Raw genomic sequence first — 14,378 nt, 5'->3', positions numbered from 1 at the left:
GTAACGGATGCAAATCACGAATCCAGAACGCCGTCAGTCTAGCAGCGTCGCGGGTCGTGGCCGAGAGCAGACTTGCAGACCGCTCGCCCGGCAATTTTCGCCGGCTGTGTTTTTGGGCTGTTTTTCTTTGCCACGGGGCGGCAGGATTGCGCGTAGATGAAAGAAAAAACGGGGAAATTTCGGCCAATGCAATTTGATCGGACGAGGCTGGACCGCATTCAGACATGGATGCAAAGGTATGTGGACGAACGAAAATACCCCGGGTGCGCCTTTCTGTTGAAGCAGCACGGGCGCGAAGTTTTCTTTCACGATTGCGGATTGCGCAGTCTCGAGAGTGATTTGCCGTTCAACCGCGAGACCTTGGTTCGCATCTATTCGATGACCAAGCCGGTAACCACGACAGCGCTGATGATGCTGGTAGAACAAGGTCTGATGCACCTTGAGGCGCCGGTATCCGAGTTTCTGCCGGAATTCGCCGAAATGAAGGCGTTGCGGAAAGACGCGCAATCCATTGAACAAACAGAAGACTCGAAGCCGCCGACCCTGCATCAACTGCTGACCCACACCAGCGGGCTAAGCTATCCGTTCAATCCGGGCGTTCTGCCTGCCGCAATGGATGCTCAGGACCTGATGTTCAAACCGGACCAGGGTCTGCTGGCCGATCAGGTTCGGGCCGTGGCTGCATTGCCGTTGGCGTTTCAACCGGGCAGCCGTTGGGAGTATTCGGTCGGCATCGACGTTATCGGACGGGTAGTCGAAGTCGTGTCCGGCAGGAGTTTGGACCAATTCTTTGCCGATGAGATCTTTGGGCCGCTTGGGATGGCCGAAACCGGGTTTTCGGTTCCCAAAGGGGCAGGGGACCGGTTCGCCTCGCTCTACACACCACTCGAGGGAGACGCGATGGCCCTGAACGCGGCCAGGTCCGGCGGCGAAACGTTGCGATTGGTGGATCAGGCCGGAAACTCGCCATTCGAAGCGGCCACGCTTTTTTCCGGCGGTGGTGGGCTGGTCAGCACGATCGACGATTTTGCCCGTTTCGCCGAGATGCTGCGCGCAAAGGGGAAAGTGGGTGATCAACGACTGCTGGGCCCGAGCACGGTGGATTTCATGATGCGCAACCACTTGCCGGGCGACATCGCGTCCATGGGGCCCCAAAGCTTTGCCGAACAGCCGATGGACGGCATGGGGTTCGGGCTTGGCGGCGCTTTGGTTTTGGACCCGGGCCGTGCACGTACCCCCGGATCGGTCGGAGATTTCAGTTGGGGCGGAATGGCGTCGACCTTTTTCTGGGTCGACCAAAAGAACGACATGTCGGCTGTTTTCTTTACTCAGTTGTCGCCCTCCAGCTCTTACCCGTCACGCTCAGAACTCAAAGCCCTGGTTCACGCCGCCCTCATTGAATGACCCGCGCGGGCCTGCTAGGCCGATCACGAACAGAACCAGAGAGAGTCGAATGACCGAAGCCGAACGCATCCTGTTGGATTTGCTGGACATTGAACGCCTTGAGGTAGACTTGTTCCGAGGCACCGGATCCGGCGGTGAAACGCCCACGCGGATATTTGGTGGTCAGGTCATCGCACAGGCTTTGGCAGCAGCATACCGAACGGTCGAAAACCGCCTTTGCCATTCACTGCATGCCTATTTTATCCGTCCGGGAGATCCGGAAATTCCGGTTATCTATCAGGTAGATCGCGCGCGGGATGGTGGGTCGTTCACCACACGGCGCGTGGTTGCAATCCAGCACGGCAAGCAGATCCTCAACATGTCGGCCTCGTTCCACATTCAGGATGAAGGCTGGAACCATCAGCACGCGATGCCTGATGTCCCATCGCCCGAAACGCAACCGTCCCGCGATGAATTGCGGCAGAAATACCTGAACCGCGTTCCCGATAGGCTGCGCGCCGAACTGCTGCGCGATCGTCCGATCGAGGTGCGCGAGATTGATCCCTTGGACATATTCCAGCCTGAGAAAAGCGACGACCGAAACCATCTGTGGTTCCGCATGGGAGCAGCGGAACAGGCTGATCACGTGACCCAACACCTGTTGCTGGCCTATGCCTCGGACATGGCGCTGCTGAGTTCCGGCATGCGGCCGCACGGGTTGAGCTGGTTCACGGGCGAAATCAATGGCGCGAGCCTGGATCACGCGATCTGGTTTCATGCACCGGTTCAATTCCAGAATTGGCATCTCTATTCCATGGAGTCGCCATGGACGGGGCAGGGACGCAGCTTCAACCGCGGGTCAATCTATGCGCAGGACGGAACCTTGGTCGCCTCCGTCGCGCAGGAAGGCCTTCTGCGCCGCGCCCGAAAGAAAGTCTAGGTATCGCCTGCAAACTGCTGATTTAACTTGTTCATTCCTGAAATCCAACGGTCGTAATCGGCGGTTTTCAAGCGCATGTAGTCCAGAACCTGCGGGTGCGGCAGAACCAGAAAGGTCTCGGTGCCAATGGCCTCGACACATGCCTGTGCCACGTCCTCGGGTTCTAGCATGCCATCAATCGCGGCAACTGAGTCTTCAAACCCTTTGGTCATTTCCGATCGGACGGCCTGAGGACACAAGACCGAGACCCGGATGCCTTTGTCGGCATAGGTCAAAGCCAGCCATTCCGCGAAACCAACCGCCGCATGTTTGGTGACTCCGTATGGCGCGGCTCCGGGCTGGTTGAGCAGCCCCGCAGCGGAAGCCGTGATCAATATGTAGCCGCCGTCGCGCGCAATCATCCGCGGCACCAGATGGCGTGCCGTCCACACATGAGACATGACGTTGATCTTCCAGATCCTTTCCCAATGCGCATCGGGAACATCGAGACCGCCAAGCGTCAGAATGCCGGCGTTGGCACAGAACAGATCAATGGGGCCGATCCTGGATTCAACGCTTTCGATCATTTGCTGGATATCGTGTTCGTCGGCCACATCGCATTTGAACGAATGCCCGCCAATGTCCTGGGCGACTGCTAGGGCGCCGGCTTCATCAATATCCGCACAGATCACACGCGCGCCGTCCGCCGCGAAGCGCGTCGCCATACCTTTGCCGATGCCTTGGGCTGCACCGGTAACAACTACGATTTTTCCCTGAAGGTCCATCAGCGCATCCTGTCTTGGGGTCACACAGGACCGTAACAGGTTGAAATAGCACCGCCAACGCGAACGTAGCGGTGCCAGGTCTCATAGTCTTATTTACATAATACCGATTACGCGCACTTTAGATTGCGGATCAGTAGAATGCCTGCAACCCGGTCTGCGCCCGCCCCAGGATCAACGCATGAACATCATGCGTGCCCTCGTAGGTATTGACGGTCTCAAGGTTGACCATGTGACGAATGACTTGGAACTCCAACGAGATCCCGTTGCCACCATGCATGTCCCGCGCCATCCGCGCGATATCCAACGCCTTGCCGCAATTGTTCCGCTTGATGATCGAGATCATCTCAGGCGCAGCTTCGGCATTGTCCATCAACCGTCCGACTGTCAGGCTGGCCTGCAAGCCCAACGCGATTTCGGTCTGCATGTCCGCCAGTTTCTTTTGGAACAGCTGTGTCTGCGCCAAAGGACGATTGAACTGCTTGCGATCCAATCCATACTGACGAGCCGCGTGCCAGCAGCATTCTGCGGCCCCCATGACACCCCAACTGATGCCATAGCGCGCTCGGTTCAGACATCCGAACGGCCCTTTCAGGCCCTGGACGTGCGGCAGCAAGGCACTTTCTTCAACCTCCACGCCATCCATCACGATTTCGCCGGTGATTGACGCGCGCAGGCTAAGCTTGTTTTGAATCTTGGGCGCGCTCAGACCTTTGGCGCCTTTTTCCAGTACGAAGCCGCGGATCTTTCCGTCATGCGCTTCGGACTTAGCCCATACTACAAACACATCGGCGATTGGCGCGTTTGAAATCCACATTTTGCTGCCGGTCAGACGGTAGCCGCCGTCGATCTTTTCTGCCCGGGTTTTCATTCCAGCCGGATCAGACCCCGCATCCGGTTCGGTCAGGCCAAAGCAACCGATCCATTCACCACTAGCCAGTTTCGGCAGGTATTTCCGGCGCTGCTCTTCACTGCCATAGGCATAGATCGGATACATCACCAGCGAGCTTTGCACCGACATCATCGAGCGATAGCCGGAATCCACACGTTCGACCTCGCGCGCGACGAGACCGTAGGTGACGTAACCGGCGCCAATCCCGCCGTATTCTTCGGGAATGGTGGTGCCCAGCAGGCCCATTTCGCCCATCTCACGGAAGATTTCAGGATCGGTTTCCTCGTTCTGAAACGCCTGAGTTACCCGAGGCTGCAGCTTTTCCTGCGCATACGCACGCGCGCTGTCGGCGATCAGGCGTTCATCCTCGGTCAGTTGATCAGACAGGCGGAACGGATCGTCCCAGGTAAAGCGGCCAAGATCGGGCGCATCCTTTGCGCGCAATGCAGGTTTGGTGTCGGGGGCGTTCATCTTCTGGCTCCAAACTGAAGTTCATACGCACCCTACCCTGCAATTTACGCAAAAAACAGCGAGACATTTGCAAGTTTTCATGAGTAAAACGCATAGATGGATACGCCTCGTCGACTTTTTCCGTCAATTTCTTCGCTTCGCGCGCTCGAAGCATTGGACAGGCTGGGGTCCGCCTCGGCCGCCGCGGAAGAGCTTGCGCTGACCCAGAGCGCCGTCAGCCGGCAACTGCAGACGCTCGAGACCCAACTGGGCGTGCAACTCATTCTGCGTGACAAGAAGCGATTGGCGTTGACGCCGGTGGCGCAGGACTATGTCGCGGAAATACGGCAAGGTCTGAACCAAATTGCGCAGGCCTCCCTGAAACTACACGTCGCGCCAGTGGGTGGAACGTTGAATCTGGCAATCCTGCCGACATTCGGAATGCGTTGGCTGGTGCCACGGCTGCCGGATTTTGCCCGTTTGCATCCTGACATCACCATCAACATGTCCACGCGCCTGAGGCCTTTCAATTTCTCGTCGGAACCCTTTGATGCTGCGTTACATTTCGGGGAACCGGATTGGCCCGGAACCGATCGTCTGCTGCTGAAGGTGGAAAGGGTTCTGCCGGTATGTGCCCCCTCGCTGCTGCCAGGAGGCGCACCGGACGATCCGCGCGAATTGCTGAAACTGCCCCTACTTCACATCCAGACCCGCCCGCGCGCCTGGCAAGACTGGTTCAAGCAAATGGGCGTTCCGCACACGGGCGCCCTGCCCGGTACGTTGCACGATCAATTCACGACCATTAATCAAGCCGCCCTGCATGGGCTGGGCGTCGCCCTGCTGCCCAACTATCTGATCGAGCAAGACCTGGCGACCGGCAGGTTTGTTGCAGCCTGCAAGGATCCGGTTGAAACCATGGGGGCCTATTACCTGGTCTGGCCAAGCTCAAAGTCCGAAGATCCGACACTTCGGCGCTTCCGTCACTGGTTGGCGTCTCAGGCCCAAAACGACGAAACTCTGCCCAGATAGGCTAATCCAGCGCGTATCCAGCACCTCGCACCGTTCGGAGGGGGTCGGCTCCGCCAAACGCCGTCAAAGCCTTGCGCAATCGACCAATATGGACATCCACGGTGCGGGAATCGACATAGACGTCGCGCCCCCAGGCACGGTCCAATAGCTGATCGCGACTGAACACGCGCCCCGGCTTTTCCATGAAGGTGCAAAGCAGCCGGAATTCGGTTGGCCCCATCCGGAGCGGCTTGCCCGCCCGACTGGCCTTGTGGCTTTCGAGGTCCACGACGATGTCGTGATATTCGAGGGTTTCCGCAGCCGCCGCCGGGCGTACCCGACGCAGTTGAGCTCGGATCCGCGCCATCAGTTCCGCCATCGAATACGGTTTGGCTACATAGTCATCGGCCCCCGTCTCCAAACCGCGCACCTTGTCCGCCTCATCGGACCGCGCCGACAGCATGATAATCGGAATCGCGCGGGTCTGCGGGCGTGCCTTTAGCTGACGACACAGCTCGATCCCACTGAGATTGGGCATCATCCAGTCAAGAACGATCAGATCAGGCGCCACCTCTTGGACCAGCACCAGGGCTTCTTCGCCGCTTGCCGCCTGAACCACTTCGTACCCGGCGGACTGCATGTTGTACGCCAGCACCTCGCGCAGTGCGGGCTCATCATCGACGATCAGGATAGTCGGCTGGCCCATTGGCATGCCGGCCACCTCTTACAGAGATTGCGAGGTGTTGTCTGCTTTCGGGCGGGCTTCGGTCGGCCGTTCGCCGGTCACCAGATAGATCACCTGTTCGGCGATGGCAGTGACGTGGTCGCCCATCCGCTCGATGTTTTTGGCGATGAAATGCAGATGCATGCAGGCCGTGATGTTGCGCGGGTCTTCTGCCATGAAGGTCAGCAACTCGCGGAACAGGCCGTTGTACATCTGATCCACTTCCTGGTCCCGATCGATGACGTCACGGGCCAACTCAGCATCCCGTTGAATATAGGCGTCCAATGCGTCACGCAGCATCCGCTCAACCTCACGCGCCATGCGGCGCAGTGCGGCGGTGCTGCCGCCGATCTGGTTGGCCTCGACCAAAATGGTGGTGCGCTTGGCGATGTTCTTTGCGTAATCGCCGATGCGTTCCAGGTTGGCCGAAACCTTGAGAACGGACAGCACCAACCGTAGGTCGCCGGCGGTGGGCGCCCGCAGAGCGATCACCCGGGCGGTTTCCTCATTGATCAGGTCCGCAAGCGCATCAATCGCCTTGTCGCCCTGCCGCACCTGCTGCGCAAGCTCCTCGTCCCGCGTTTCCAGCGAACGGGCCGCACCTTTAATCGCGGCTTCGACCAGACCACCCATTTTCATGATGTGGGCCTGAACCGCCTCAAGATCGCGGTCGAAGGCAGATGCAATATGTTGTTCGCTCATGGTCTTTTACCTGTTCTCAGCCGATGCGGCCGGTGATGTAGCTTTCGGTACGCGGGTCTTCGGGGTTGGTGAAGATTTGGGCGGTATCACCGAACTCGACAAGATTGCCCAAGTGAAAAAACGCCGTTTTCTGGCTGACGCGCGCGGCCTGTTGCATCGAATGGGTGACGATCACGACCGAAAACCTCTCACGCAGTTCATCGATCAGCTCTTCGACCTGGGCGGTGGCAATCGGGTCCAGTGCCGAACAGGGCTCGTCCATCAACAGAACTTCGGGTGCCGTGGCGATGGCGCGTGCGATACACAGGCGCTGTTGTTGCCCTCCTGACAAACCAGTACCAGGGGCATCCAGGCGATCCTTCACCTCGTCCCAGATGGCGCCGCGGCGCAAGGATTTCTCGACGATCTCGTCAAGTTCGGCCTTGGTCTTGGCCAGACCATGAATGCGCGGGCCGTATGCGATGTTGTCATAGATCGACTTTGGAAAAGGGTTGGGTTTCTGAAACACCATGCCGACCTTGGCGCGCAGTTGCACGGGGTCGATCCGCTTGTCATAGATGTCTTCCCCATCCAGGCGGATTTCACCCTCGACCCGACAGATGTCGATGGTGTCGTTCATCCGGTTCAGACACCGCAAAAAGGTAGACTTGCCGCACCCCGAGGGCCCGATGAACGCCGTAACGGTCTTGTCCTGGATTTCTACATTCACGTCCTTGATGGCGTGCGTGTCACCATAGAACACGTTCACGTTCCTGGCTGAGACCTTGAGGGTTTCGGTTTCCAATGCGCTATCCACGGGTGGCGGGTCCTTCGTTTTTTGGTCCGAGTACTCGGCTTGACCGTTCCTAGCCTATCACGCGCCAGTCTTACATGGGCAAAATGACGGTGAACACCGCGCCCTTTCCCAAATCACTTTCCACCCGCAACCGACCGCGGTGGCGGTTGATGATGTGCTTGACGATAGCCAGGCCCAGCCCCGTCCCCCCCAACTCGCGCGAGCGGTGGCTGTCGGCGCGGTAAAACCGTTCGGTAAGTCGAGGCAGATGAACCGGATCGATGCCAGGGCCCTTGTCGATGACCCTCACCCGGGCGGCCGGTCCCCGGATCGCGGTATCCTGATCTGAAACCGTCACTTGCACATCGACACCGCCACCGCTGCCGCCATATTTGATCGCGTTTTCAATCAGGTTGGTGAAGACCTGCCGCAGCTGGTCATTGTCGCCCGGAAGGCGAACGGGGTTATCCGGGGCGCTCAGAGACAGGCAAACGCCCGCGTCATCCGCCAAGGGGCGCAACGTCTCGAGCGTCACGCGCAGCAGCTCGATCAGTTCAATCTGCTGCCTTGGCCGAACGCGCTCTTCGCTCTCGACCCGATTCAACGACAGCAGGTCACCGACCAGACGGTTCATCCGGTTGGCCTCGGCTGTCATGATCTTCAGGAATCTGTCCCGGGCCGCCGCGTCATCCTTCGCCGGTCCTTGCAAAGTCTCGATGAAGCCCATCAGAGCGGTCAGTGGGGTACGAAGTTCGTGGCTGACATTGGCAACGAAGTCACGGCGCATCTGGCTGGCCTGTTCAAGGTGGGTCACATCCATGAACGTTGCCAGAACCGCGCCACCGGAAACCGCGCCAACGCCCTGCATGTACCGACAGTGGACCTGAAACGCAGTGTCCTGTGCGCCGTCGTTCGCCAGATGCCGGCTGTTGGCCGGCCCCTTGCTCCGCAAGCTTTTCTCCATCGCTTCGATGACCTGCGGCTGTCGCAGGATCGTCGCAAAATGGCGACCGTCGATGTTTCGGCCCAACAGCGCACGCGCATCCGCGTTCGAGGCGATGATCCGCTCGGTCTGATCGACCATCAATGCGGGCATCGGCAAAGCAGAGACGACTTCGGCAAGCAGTTCGTTGCTCATGACCGGTTCACAGGACCTATGCGACGGGCGAAACGGGCGTCAGCGTTTCCCGGAACTTGCGCATGTTCTCTTGATAGTGGAGCGCGCTGAACGTGATCCGCCGGGCCGCCGCTTCGTCCAGTTGCCGGACCACCTTGCCAGGGGCTCCCATCACCAGCGAGTTGTCGGGGATCTCCTTGCCTTCCGTGATCAGGGCCCCTGCCCCGATCAGGCAGTTCCGGCCGATCTTCGCGCCGTTCAGGACGATGGCTCCCATACCAATCAGGCTGTTGTCACCGACGGTGCAGCCATGCAGCATCACTTTGTGGCCGATGGTGCAGTTCTTTCCGATCGTCAGAGGAAAACCAGCGTCGATATGCATCACGCAGTTCTCCTGCACGTTGCTGCCCTCGCCCACGCGGATTTCTTCGTGATCGGCTCGGATCGTGCACCCGAACCAGACGGATGCACCTTGCTCAAGGACGACTTTGCCGATCAGGTTCGCGTCCGGTGCAACCCAGCTGTCTTCGTGGATCTGCGGGACGTCCTGTCCCAATGCGTAAATGGTCATGACATGCTCTCGAATTCGTATTGAAGGGCGCGGACGTGATCCTGCAACCGGGGCTGCTGAATACGGCGCATCCGCTCGGCGCTGACGATCGTCTTCAGCTTTTCCTCGGTTGCGGCCAGATCGTCATTGATCAACACATAGTCGTAGTATCCCCAATGGCTGATTTCGTCCCAGCTTTTCATCATGCGCTTGGAAATGACGTCGGCGCTGTCCTGACCGCGGGTTTCAAGCCGGCGGCGCAGCTCTTTGATCGATGGCGGTAGAATGAAAATGGACAAAGCATGTTTGCCCAGCTCGGAATTCCGGATCTGCACTTCACCCTGCCAGTCTACGTCAAACAGCACGTCCCGCCCGCTCTGGATCGCTTCGCGCACTGGTCCAGCGGGTGAGCCATAGAAATTGCCGAACACATGGGCATGTTCCAGCATCTGACCATTTGACACCTGCTGGCGGAAATCATCTTCGCTGAGAAAATAGTATTCGCGTCCATGTTCCTCGCCCGGGCGCGGGGCGCGGGTAGTGGCCGAGATCGAAAACTCGAGATCGGTGTCCCACTCCATCAGGCGACGGGCCAAAGTGGATTTTCCGGCACCCGAGGGCGACGAAAGGATGATGAGTAGACCGCGGCGATTCGCCATTACACTTTTCCTTGCTTATTCAACATTTTGCACCTGCTCTCTCAACTGATCGATCACCGCCTTCAACTCCAGTCCGATCGTTGTCAGGTCCGAATTCTGGGATTTGGAGCACAGCGTGTTGGCCTCGCGGTTGAATTCCTGCATCAGGAAATCCAACTTGCGGCCGACCGGGGCCTCCTGCTCCAGCAGAGCGCGCGCGGCTACGACATGCGCGGCCAGGCGGTCCAGTTCTTCGGTGATGTCCGCCTTGACCGCGATCAGAGCCAACTCCTGCGCCACCCGGTCGGGATCGGCGCCCTGGCTGTTTTCCATGACCCGCGCAAGGTTCTGGCGCAGAGTGTCGGCCATGGCGTCCTTGCGCCGCTCGGCCAGCTCGGTGGCCTGCTCGGTCAGGGTCTGGATCTGATCCAACTGGGCCGACAGGATGGAAGCCAGGGCTTGCCCCTCATCCCTGCGCATTGTCACAAACTCGGCCAGCAGGCTGCCAAATTCGGATTTCAACGCCTCGACCAGCGGCGCGGGATCGTTGTCTTCGGCTGCTGCGTCCAGCATCCCTTTGAGCATCAGCAGATCGCTGGCCTTTGACGGTGCAAGCGCGACGCCCTTAGTGACCGCCAATTCCTCGGCCTGCGCCAACGCATCCAGCGCGGCGCTCATTGCGCCTTCGTTCAGCTTCAGCTCGGCGGCGGTTTCTTCGCGGGCGACGCGCAAGCTCAACGTCACGTTGCCCCGGCTGATCTGTTTGGACATATCCGCGCGCAGCGCAGCCTCAAGTCCCGTCAGCCAGTCCGGCACCCGCAACCGCATGTCCAGACCCTTGCCGTTGACACTGCGCAGTTCCCAGCTCCAGCTGTGCGGCCCCAATGCGCCCTTTCCGGATGCAAAACCGGTCATGGATTTGATCATGCCTGCCCTTTCCCACTGCTGCGCAGCCTTGTTCTGCTGCACCTAAAGCTATCGTACCCCATAGGGCAAGACCTTGCCGGATGTGCAATTCATCGCAAGAAGTTAACCATTCCTTAAAGATTTGGTCCAAAATTGAATAAACCCGTGTCAATCTGTCAGTCGAAGGATGGGTCGGCCGCTATCGCTTTGCATGGCGCACGGACCGGATGGCCGCCAATCGACACGAGGTGCATGGTAATGAAAACCTTCTTCTGGAATGGTTCCGGGTCGAAAGCTGGAAAGATCATCGCAATGGATCGCTTTGACAGTGGGCGCAGTCTGTCCCCCATCCGTCAGGCTGAGGCGTATTGGACCGCGCTGCTGAGCGGCGACGGCGTTCCCAAGCGTTCCCAGATCGACCCACGCGGCCTCGAAAACATTCTGGAATACACATTCATTCTGGAACGCATCGCGCCCGGCCTCGCCCGGTTTCGACTGGCGGGAAGTCATCTGAACAAGATAGCGGGGATGGAGGTGCGCGGAATGCCTCTGACCGCCTTCTTTGATCCCAGCGCCCGTGATCAGGTGTCAGAGGCGCTGGAAGAGGTGTTCGCCGCTCCGGCGATCGGTGAGTTCAGCCTTGTTTCAAAAGGCAAGCTCGGCCGGACGCGGCTGCAGGCCCACATGATCCTGTTGCCCCTCAGAAGCGATCTGGGGGATGTCAGCCGGGTGCTGGGTGTGATGGTCAGCGATGGCACGATCGGCGCTACGCCGCGACGGTTCGGAATCGAGGACACTCGGATCCGCGCACTCGTGAACATTCAGGATCAAGCCCACAACAGCCGGCCTGTTGAGGCGGGCTTTGCCGAGGATCAGACCGATTTCCAGAGACCGGCGAAACACCTGCGGCTGATATTCTCTCGCGACGAGTGAAAAGCAGAACGGCGGACCCGAGGGCCCGCCGTTTGCGTTTCAATCCGACATGCCTCAGCTTGCCGCGCGGTCCTTTCGGTCACGGCGCAGGTTGGTCAGCTCTTCAGCCACCAGGAACGCCAGCTCCAGCGACTGCGATGCGTTCAAACGCGGGTCGCAGGCGGTGTGGTAGCGGTCCGACAGGTCCTCTTCGCTGACGGCACGGACGCCGCCGGTGCATTCGGTCACGTCCAGACCGGTCATCTCGAAATGCACGCCGCCGGGGATCGTGCCCTCGGCCTGATGCACGCCGAAGAAATCCCGCACCTCGCGCAGGACCGATTCGAACGGACGGGTCTTGTAGCCGGTGGCCGACTTGATCGTGTTGCCGTGCATCGGGTCGCAGACCCAGGTCACCTTGGCACCCTCTTCCTTGACGGCCTTGATCAGGCGCGGCAGGTGCTCGCCCGCTTTGCCCGCGCCGAAGCGCGCGATCAGGGTCAGACGGCCTTCTTCGTTGTCCGGGTTCAGCTTGGACATCAGAACCTTTAGGTCTTCGGCCGTTGTCGTCGGGCCGCATTTCAGGCCGATCGGGTTGAGCACGCCCCGGCAGAATTCGACATGCGCGCCGTCGGGCTGACGGGTGCGATCGCCGATCCAGATCATGTGGCCCGAGCCGGCCAGCCATTTGCCCGAAGTCGAATCCAGTCGCGTCAGCGCTTCTTCGTACTCCAACAGCAGTCCTTCGTGGCTGGTGTAGAACTCGACGGTCGAGAATTCATGGGTGGTATCCGCGGTGATACCGGCGGCCTCCATGAAGTCGATCGTGTCCTGAATGCGGTCGGCGATCTCGGAGTATTTCTGCACGTCCTGTTCGTTGGTAAAGCCCAAGGTCCAGGAATGCACACGGCTCATGTCCGCGAAACCGCCGGTCGAGAACGCGCGCAGCAGGTTCAGAGTGGCCGCAGCCTGGGTATAGGCCTGCAGCATCTTTTCCGGGTTCGGGATACGTGCTTCGGGCGTGAAGGCCAGTTCGTTGATGATGTCACCACGGTAGCTGGGCAGTTCCACACCATCGATCACTTCGGTCGGCGCGCTGCGCGGCTTGGCGAACTGGCCAGCCATACGGCCCACCTTGACCACCGGAACCTTGGCACCATAGGTCAGAACCATCGCCATCTGCAGCATCACCTTGAAGGTGTCGCGGATCGCATCGGCGCTGAACTGGTCGAAGCTTTCGGCGCAGTCCCCGCCCTGCAGCAGGAAGGCCTCGCCACGGCCGGCCGCGCCCAAGTGCTGTTTCAGACGCCGGGCCTCGCCCGCAAAAACCAGCGGGGGATACTGCGAAAGCTTGGCCTCGACTTTGGCCAGCGCGGCCGCGTCGGTATAGTCTGGCATCTGAACCCGCGGCTTGCTGCGCCAGTTCGTTTTTTGCCACTCGGTCATAGCTTTGATCTCCGCTGAGGTAATTCAGGTGGTCTCTATACAAAATCCATAGACCAGAGACCATATCCGATTTGCGCCTCTTGACGTCGGAAACAAGCTTTGAGCATGGTGTCGGTCAAATTCGCCGCAGGCCTCGGGCCTCGGCCCGCCGAATCAAGGACAGTTCGCCATGCAAGAGCAACGCCAAGTTGTCACTGTGGACAAGCGCGCGGCCAAGCCGCTCAATTTCGTATTCGTGTTGCTCGACAAGTTTTCGTTGCTGTCTTTTGCCTCGGCACTGGACAGCCTTCGGATTGCAAATCGTATGGCGGATCAGCAGATCTATACTTGGTCGCTGGCCGGCGAAGGCGGAGAGGTCGTCACCTGCTCGGCCGGCACGACGTTCGAGCTTGACCGCGACCTGGACGAACTGCAGCGGGACGAGGTGATCCTTGTTTGTGGCGGCGTCGATGTTCAGGCGGCGACCACCAAAAAGGTCTTGAACTGGCTGCGCCGCGAGGCCCGCAAAGGTCTGAAGATCGGTGGCTTGTGCACCGCGGCCTATACCCTTGCCAAGGCCGGCCTGCTGGACGGCAAGCGGGCCACCATCCACTGGGAAAACGCCGACAGCTTTGCGGAAGAGTTCGAAAACGTCGAACTGACGAAATCCGTCTTTCTGATCGACGGCAACCGGATGACAACGGCCGGTGGCACCTCGTCAATCGACCTAATGCTGAAACTGATTGCCGATGATTACGGCGAGGAGTTGGCCAATGCCGTGGCCGACCAGATGATCTATTCCTCGATCCGCACCGATCAGGACACCCAGCGCCTGTCGACGCCCACGCGGATCGGCGTGCGTCACCCCAAGCTGAGCCAGGTCATCCTGATGATGGAGAAGAACATCGAGGAGCCGATTTCGCCCTCGATCCTCGCCAAGGATGTTGGCATGTCGACCCGCCAGCTCGAACGGTTGTTCCGTCGGTATCTGAGCCGTTCGCCCAAGCGCTATTACATGGAACTGCGGTTGCACAAGGCGCGCAACCTGCTGATGCAGACCGACATGAGCGTGATCAACGTGGCCTTGGCCTGCGGTTTTGCCAGCCCCAGCCATTTCTCGAAATGCTACCGCGCGCATTACAACACCACGCCCTATCGCGAGCGTGGGACACAGAGCGGGCGGCTGTCGGTCTGA

The 14,378-nt window shown here is 59.5% G+C and carries 15 protein-coding genes; 5 read left to right on the top strand and 10 right to left on the bottom strand.

All coding sequences use genetic code 11. From position 1 onward, the window contains the following. The first annotated feature begins 186 nt into the window (after window positions 1-186). Both ACR0BA_RS03415 and ACR0BA_RS03410 read left to right on the top strand, forming a co-directional pair. The gene (locus ACR0BA_RS03415; RefSeq protein ID WP_480726449.1) at window positions 187-1,404 is read left to right on the top strand and encodes a serine hydrolase domain-containing protein; all 1,218 of its coding nucleotides are present in this window, start codon (window positions 187-189) and stop codon (window positions 1,402-1,404) included. A 49-nt stretch (window positions 1,405-1,453) separates the two neighbouring features. After that, on the top strand, window positions 1,454-2,323 hold the full coding sequence (locus ACR0BA_RS03410; RefSeq protein ID WP_480726448.1) for an acyl-CoA thioesterase: 870 nt from the start codon (window positions 1,454-1,456) through the stop codon (window positions 2,321-2,323). Here ACR0BA_RS03410 and ACR0BA_RS03405 read toward each other — a convergent pair. Next, complete coding sequence (locus tag ACR0BA_RS03405; RefSeq protein WP_480726446.1) at window positions 2,320-3,087, bottom strand: SDR family oxidoreductase; 768 nt, start codon at window positions 3,085-3,087, stop codon at window positions 2,320-2,322. The two genes, ACR0BA_RS03410 and ACR0BA_RS03405, sit on opposite strands and share 4 nt — an antisense overlap. Window positions 3,088-3,217: 130 nt before the next feature. Further along, a complete protein-coding gene (locus ACR0BA_RS03400) occupies window positions 3,218-4,447 on the bottom strand; it encodes an acyl-CoA dehydrogenase (protein ID WP_170600540.1) in 1,230 nt (409 codons plus the stop codon). Window positions 4,448-4,543: 96 nt separating this feature from the next. Between ACR0BA_RS03400 and ACR0BA_RS03395 the strand changes: the two genes are divergently transcribed. Further along, on the top strand, window positions 4,544-5,455 hold the full coding sequence (locus ACR0BA_RS03395) for a LysR family transcriptional regulator (protein WP_480726444.1): 912 nt from the start codon (window positions 4,544-4,546) through the stop codon (window positions 5,453-5,455). A gap of 1 nt (window position 5,456) precedes the next feature. Here ACR0BA_RS03395 and phoB read toward each other — a convergent pair whose 3' ends face one another. From phoB to ACR0BA_RS03360, 7 genes are all read right to left on the bottom strand, one after another. Further along, a complete protein-coding gene (gene phoB / locus ACR0BA_RS03390; RefSeq protein ID WP_480726442.1) occupies window positions 5,457-6,146 on the bottom strand; it encodes a phosphate regulon transcriptional regulator PhoB in 690 nt (229 codons plus the stop codon). Window positions 6,147-6,158: 12 nt separating this feature from the next. Then, window positions 6,159-6,860, bottom strand: a complete 702-nt coding sequence (phoU, locus tag ACR0BA_RS03385; RefSeq protein ID WP_480726440.1) for a phosphate signaling complex protein PhoU — start codon at window positions 6,858-6,860, stop codon at window positions 6,159-6,161. Between the two features lie 16 nt (window positions 6,861-6,876). Next, window positions 6,877-7,656 carry a phosphate ABC transporter ATP-binding protein PstB gene (gene pstB / locus ACR0BA_RS03380; RefSeq protein ID WP_260066122.1) on the bottom strand — a complete coding sequence of 260 codons (780 nt, stop codon included), beginning with the start codon at window positions 7,654-7,656 and terminating at the stop codon, window positions 6,877-6,879. A 70-nt stretch (window positions 7,657-7,726) separates the two neighbouring features. Continuing rightward, complete coding sequence (locus ACR0BA_RS03375) at window positions 7,727-8,773, bottom strand: sensor histidine kinase (RefSeq protein ID WP_170339160.1); 1,047 nt, start codon at window positions 8,771-8,773, stop codon at window positions 7,727-7,729. A gap of 16 nt (window positions 8,774-8,789) precedes the next feature. Beyond that, a complete protein-coding gene (locus ACR0BA_RS03370; RefSeq protein WP_480726438.1) occupies window positions 8,790-9,323 on the bottom strand; it encodes a gamma carbonic anhydrase family protein in 534 nt (177 codons plus the stop codon). Beyond that, window positions 9,320-9,961, bottom strand: a complete 642-nt coding sequence (gmk, locus tag ACR0BA_RS03365) for a guanylate kinase (protein ID WP_480726437.1) — start codon at window positions 9,959-9,961, stop codon at window positions 9,320-9,322. The genes ACR0BA_RS03370 and gmk overlap by 4 nt, the downstream gene beginning before the upstream one ends. A gap of 15 nt (window positions 9,962-9,976) precedes the next feature. Next, window positions 9,977-10,867 (bottom strand): YicC/YloC family endoribonuclease, encoded by an 891-nt coding sequence (locus ACR0BA_RS03360; protein ID WP_480726435.1) that lies wholly within the window; start codon window positions 10,865-10,867, stop codon window positions 9,977-9,979. 237 nt (window positions 10,868-11,104) lie between these two features. On the opposite strand from ACR0BA_RS03360, the gene ACR0BA_RS03355 reads away from it, so the two are divergent. Beyond that, window positions 11,105-11,779: a PAS domain-containing protein gene (locus ACR0BA_RS03355; protein WP_480726434.1), complete on the top strand. Its 675-nt coding sequence runs from the start codon at window positions 11,105-11,107 to the stop codon at window positions 11,777-11,779. 54 nt (window positions 11,780-11,833) lie between these two features. On the opposite strand, the gene ACR0BA_RS03350 is transcribed toward ACR0BA_RS03355, so the two are convergent. Then, window positions 11,834-13,204 (bottom strand): class II 3-deoxy-7-phosphoheptulonate synthase, encoded by a 1,371-nt coding sequence (locus tag ACR0BA_RS03350; RefSeq protein ID WP_170339151.1) that lies wholly within the window; start codon window positions 13,202-13,204, stop codon window positions 11,834-11,836. Between the two features lie 169 nt (window positions 13,205-13,373). Between ACR0BA_RS03350 and ACR0BA_RS03345 the strand changes: the two genes are divergently transcribed. Beyond that, a complete protein-coding gene (locus tag ACR0BA_RS03345; protein ID WP_093962075.1) occupies window positions 13,374-14,378 on the top strand; it encodes a GlxA family transcriptional regulator in 1,005 nt (334 codons plus the stop codon).

The organism is Ruegeria sp. CI5 (genome assembly GCF_056536885.1).
Note: the sequence above shows the minus strand (reverse complement) of the source record. Positions and strands in the feature narration are given on the sequence as shown.

What these genes read in the sequence shown, in the direction of transcription:
- gmk (WP_480726437.1), bottom strand. Translation starts at nt 9,961, where the DNA reads ATGGCGAATCGCCGCGGTCTACTCATCATCCTTTCGTCGCCCTCGGGT.
- ACR0BA_RS03415 (WP_480726449.1), top strand. Translation starts at nt 187, where the DNA reads ATGCAATTTGATCGGACGAGGCTGGACCGCATTCAGACATGGATGCAA.
- phoB (WP_480726442.1), bottom strand. Translation starts at nt 6,146, where the DNA reads ATGCCAATGGGCCAGCCGACTATCCTGATCGTCGATGATGAGCCCGCA.
- ACR0BA_RS03405 (WP_480726446.1), bottom strand. Translation starts at nt 3,087, where the DNA reads ATGGACCTTCAGGGAAAAATCGTAGTTGTTACCGGTGCAGCCCAAGGC.
- ACR0BA_RS03355 (WP_480726434.1), top strand. Translation starts at nt 11,105, where the DNA reads ATGAAAACCTTCTTCTGGAATGGTTCCGGGTCGAAAGCTGGAAAGATC.
- ACR0BA_RS03350 (WP_170339151.1), bottom strand. Translation starts at nt 13,204, where the DNA reads ATGACCGAGTGGCAAAAAACGAACTGGCGCAGCAAGCCGCGGGTTCAG.
- ACR0BA_RS03400 (WP_170600540.1), bottom strand. Translation starts at nt 4,447, where the DNA reads ATGAACGCCCCCGACACCAAACCTGCATTGCGCGCAAAGGATGCGCCC.
- ACR0BA_RS03345 (WP_093962075.1), top strand. Translation starts at nt 13,374, where the DNA reads ATGCAAGAGCAACGCCAAGTTGTCACTGTGGACAAGCGCGCGGCCAAG.
- ACR0BA_RS03360 (WP_480726435.1), bottom strand. Translation starts at nt 10,867, where the DNA reads ATGATCAAATCCATGACCGGTTTTGCATCCGGAAAGGGCGCATTGGGG.
- phoU (WP_480726440.1), bottom strand. Translation starts at nt 6,860, where the DNA reads ATGAGCGAACAACATATTGCATCTGCCTTCGACCGCGATCTTGAGGCG.
- ACR0BA_RS03395 (WP_480726444.1), top strand. Translation starts at nt 4,544, where the DNA reads ATGGATACGCCTCGTCGACTTTTTCCGTCAATTTCTTCGCTTCGCGCG.
- ACR0BA_RS03410 (WP_480726448.1), top strand. Translation starts at nt 1,454, where the DNA reads ATGACCGAAGCCGAACGCATCCTGTTGGATTTGCTGGACATTGAACGC.
- ACR0BA_RS03375 (WP_170339160.1), bottom strand. Translation starts at nt 8,773, where the DNA reads ATGAGCAACGAACTGCTTGCCGAAGTCGTCTCTGCTTTGCCGATGCCC.
- ACR0BA_RS03370 (WP_480726438.1), bottom strand. Translation starts at nt 9,323, where the DNA reads ATGACCATTTACGCATTGGGACAGGACGTCCCGCAGATCCACGAAGAC.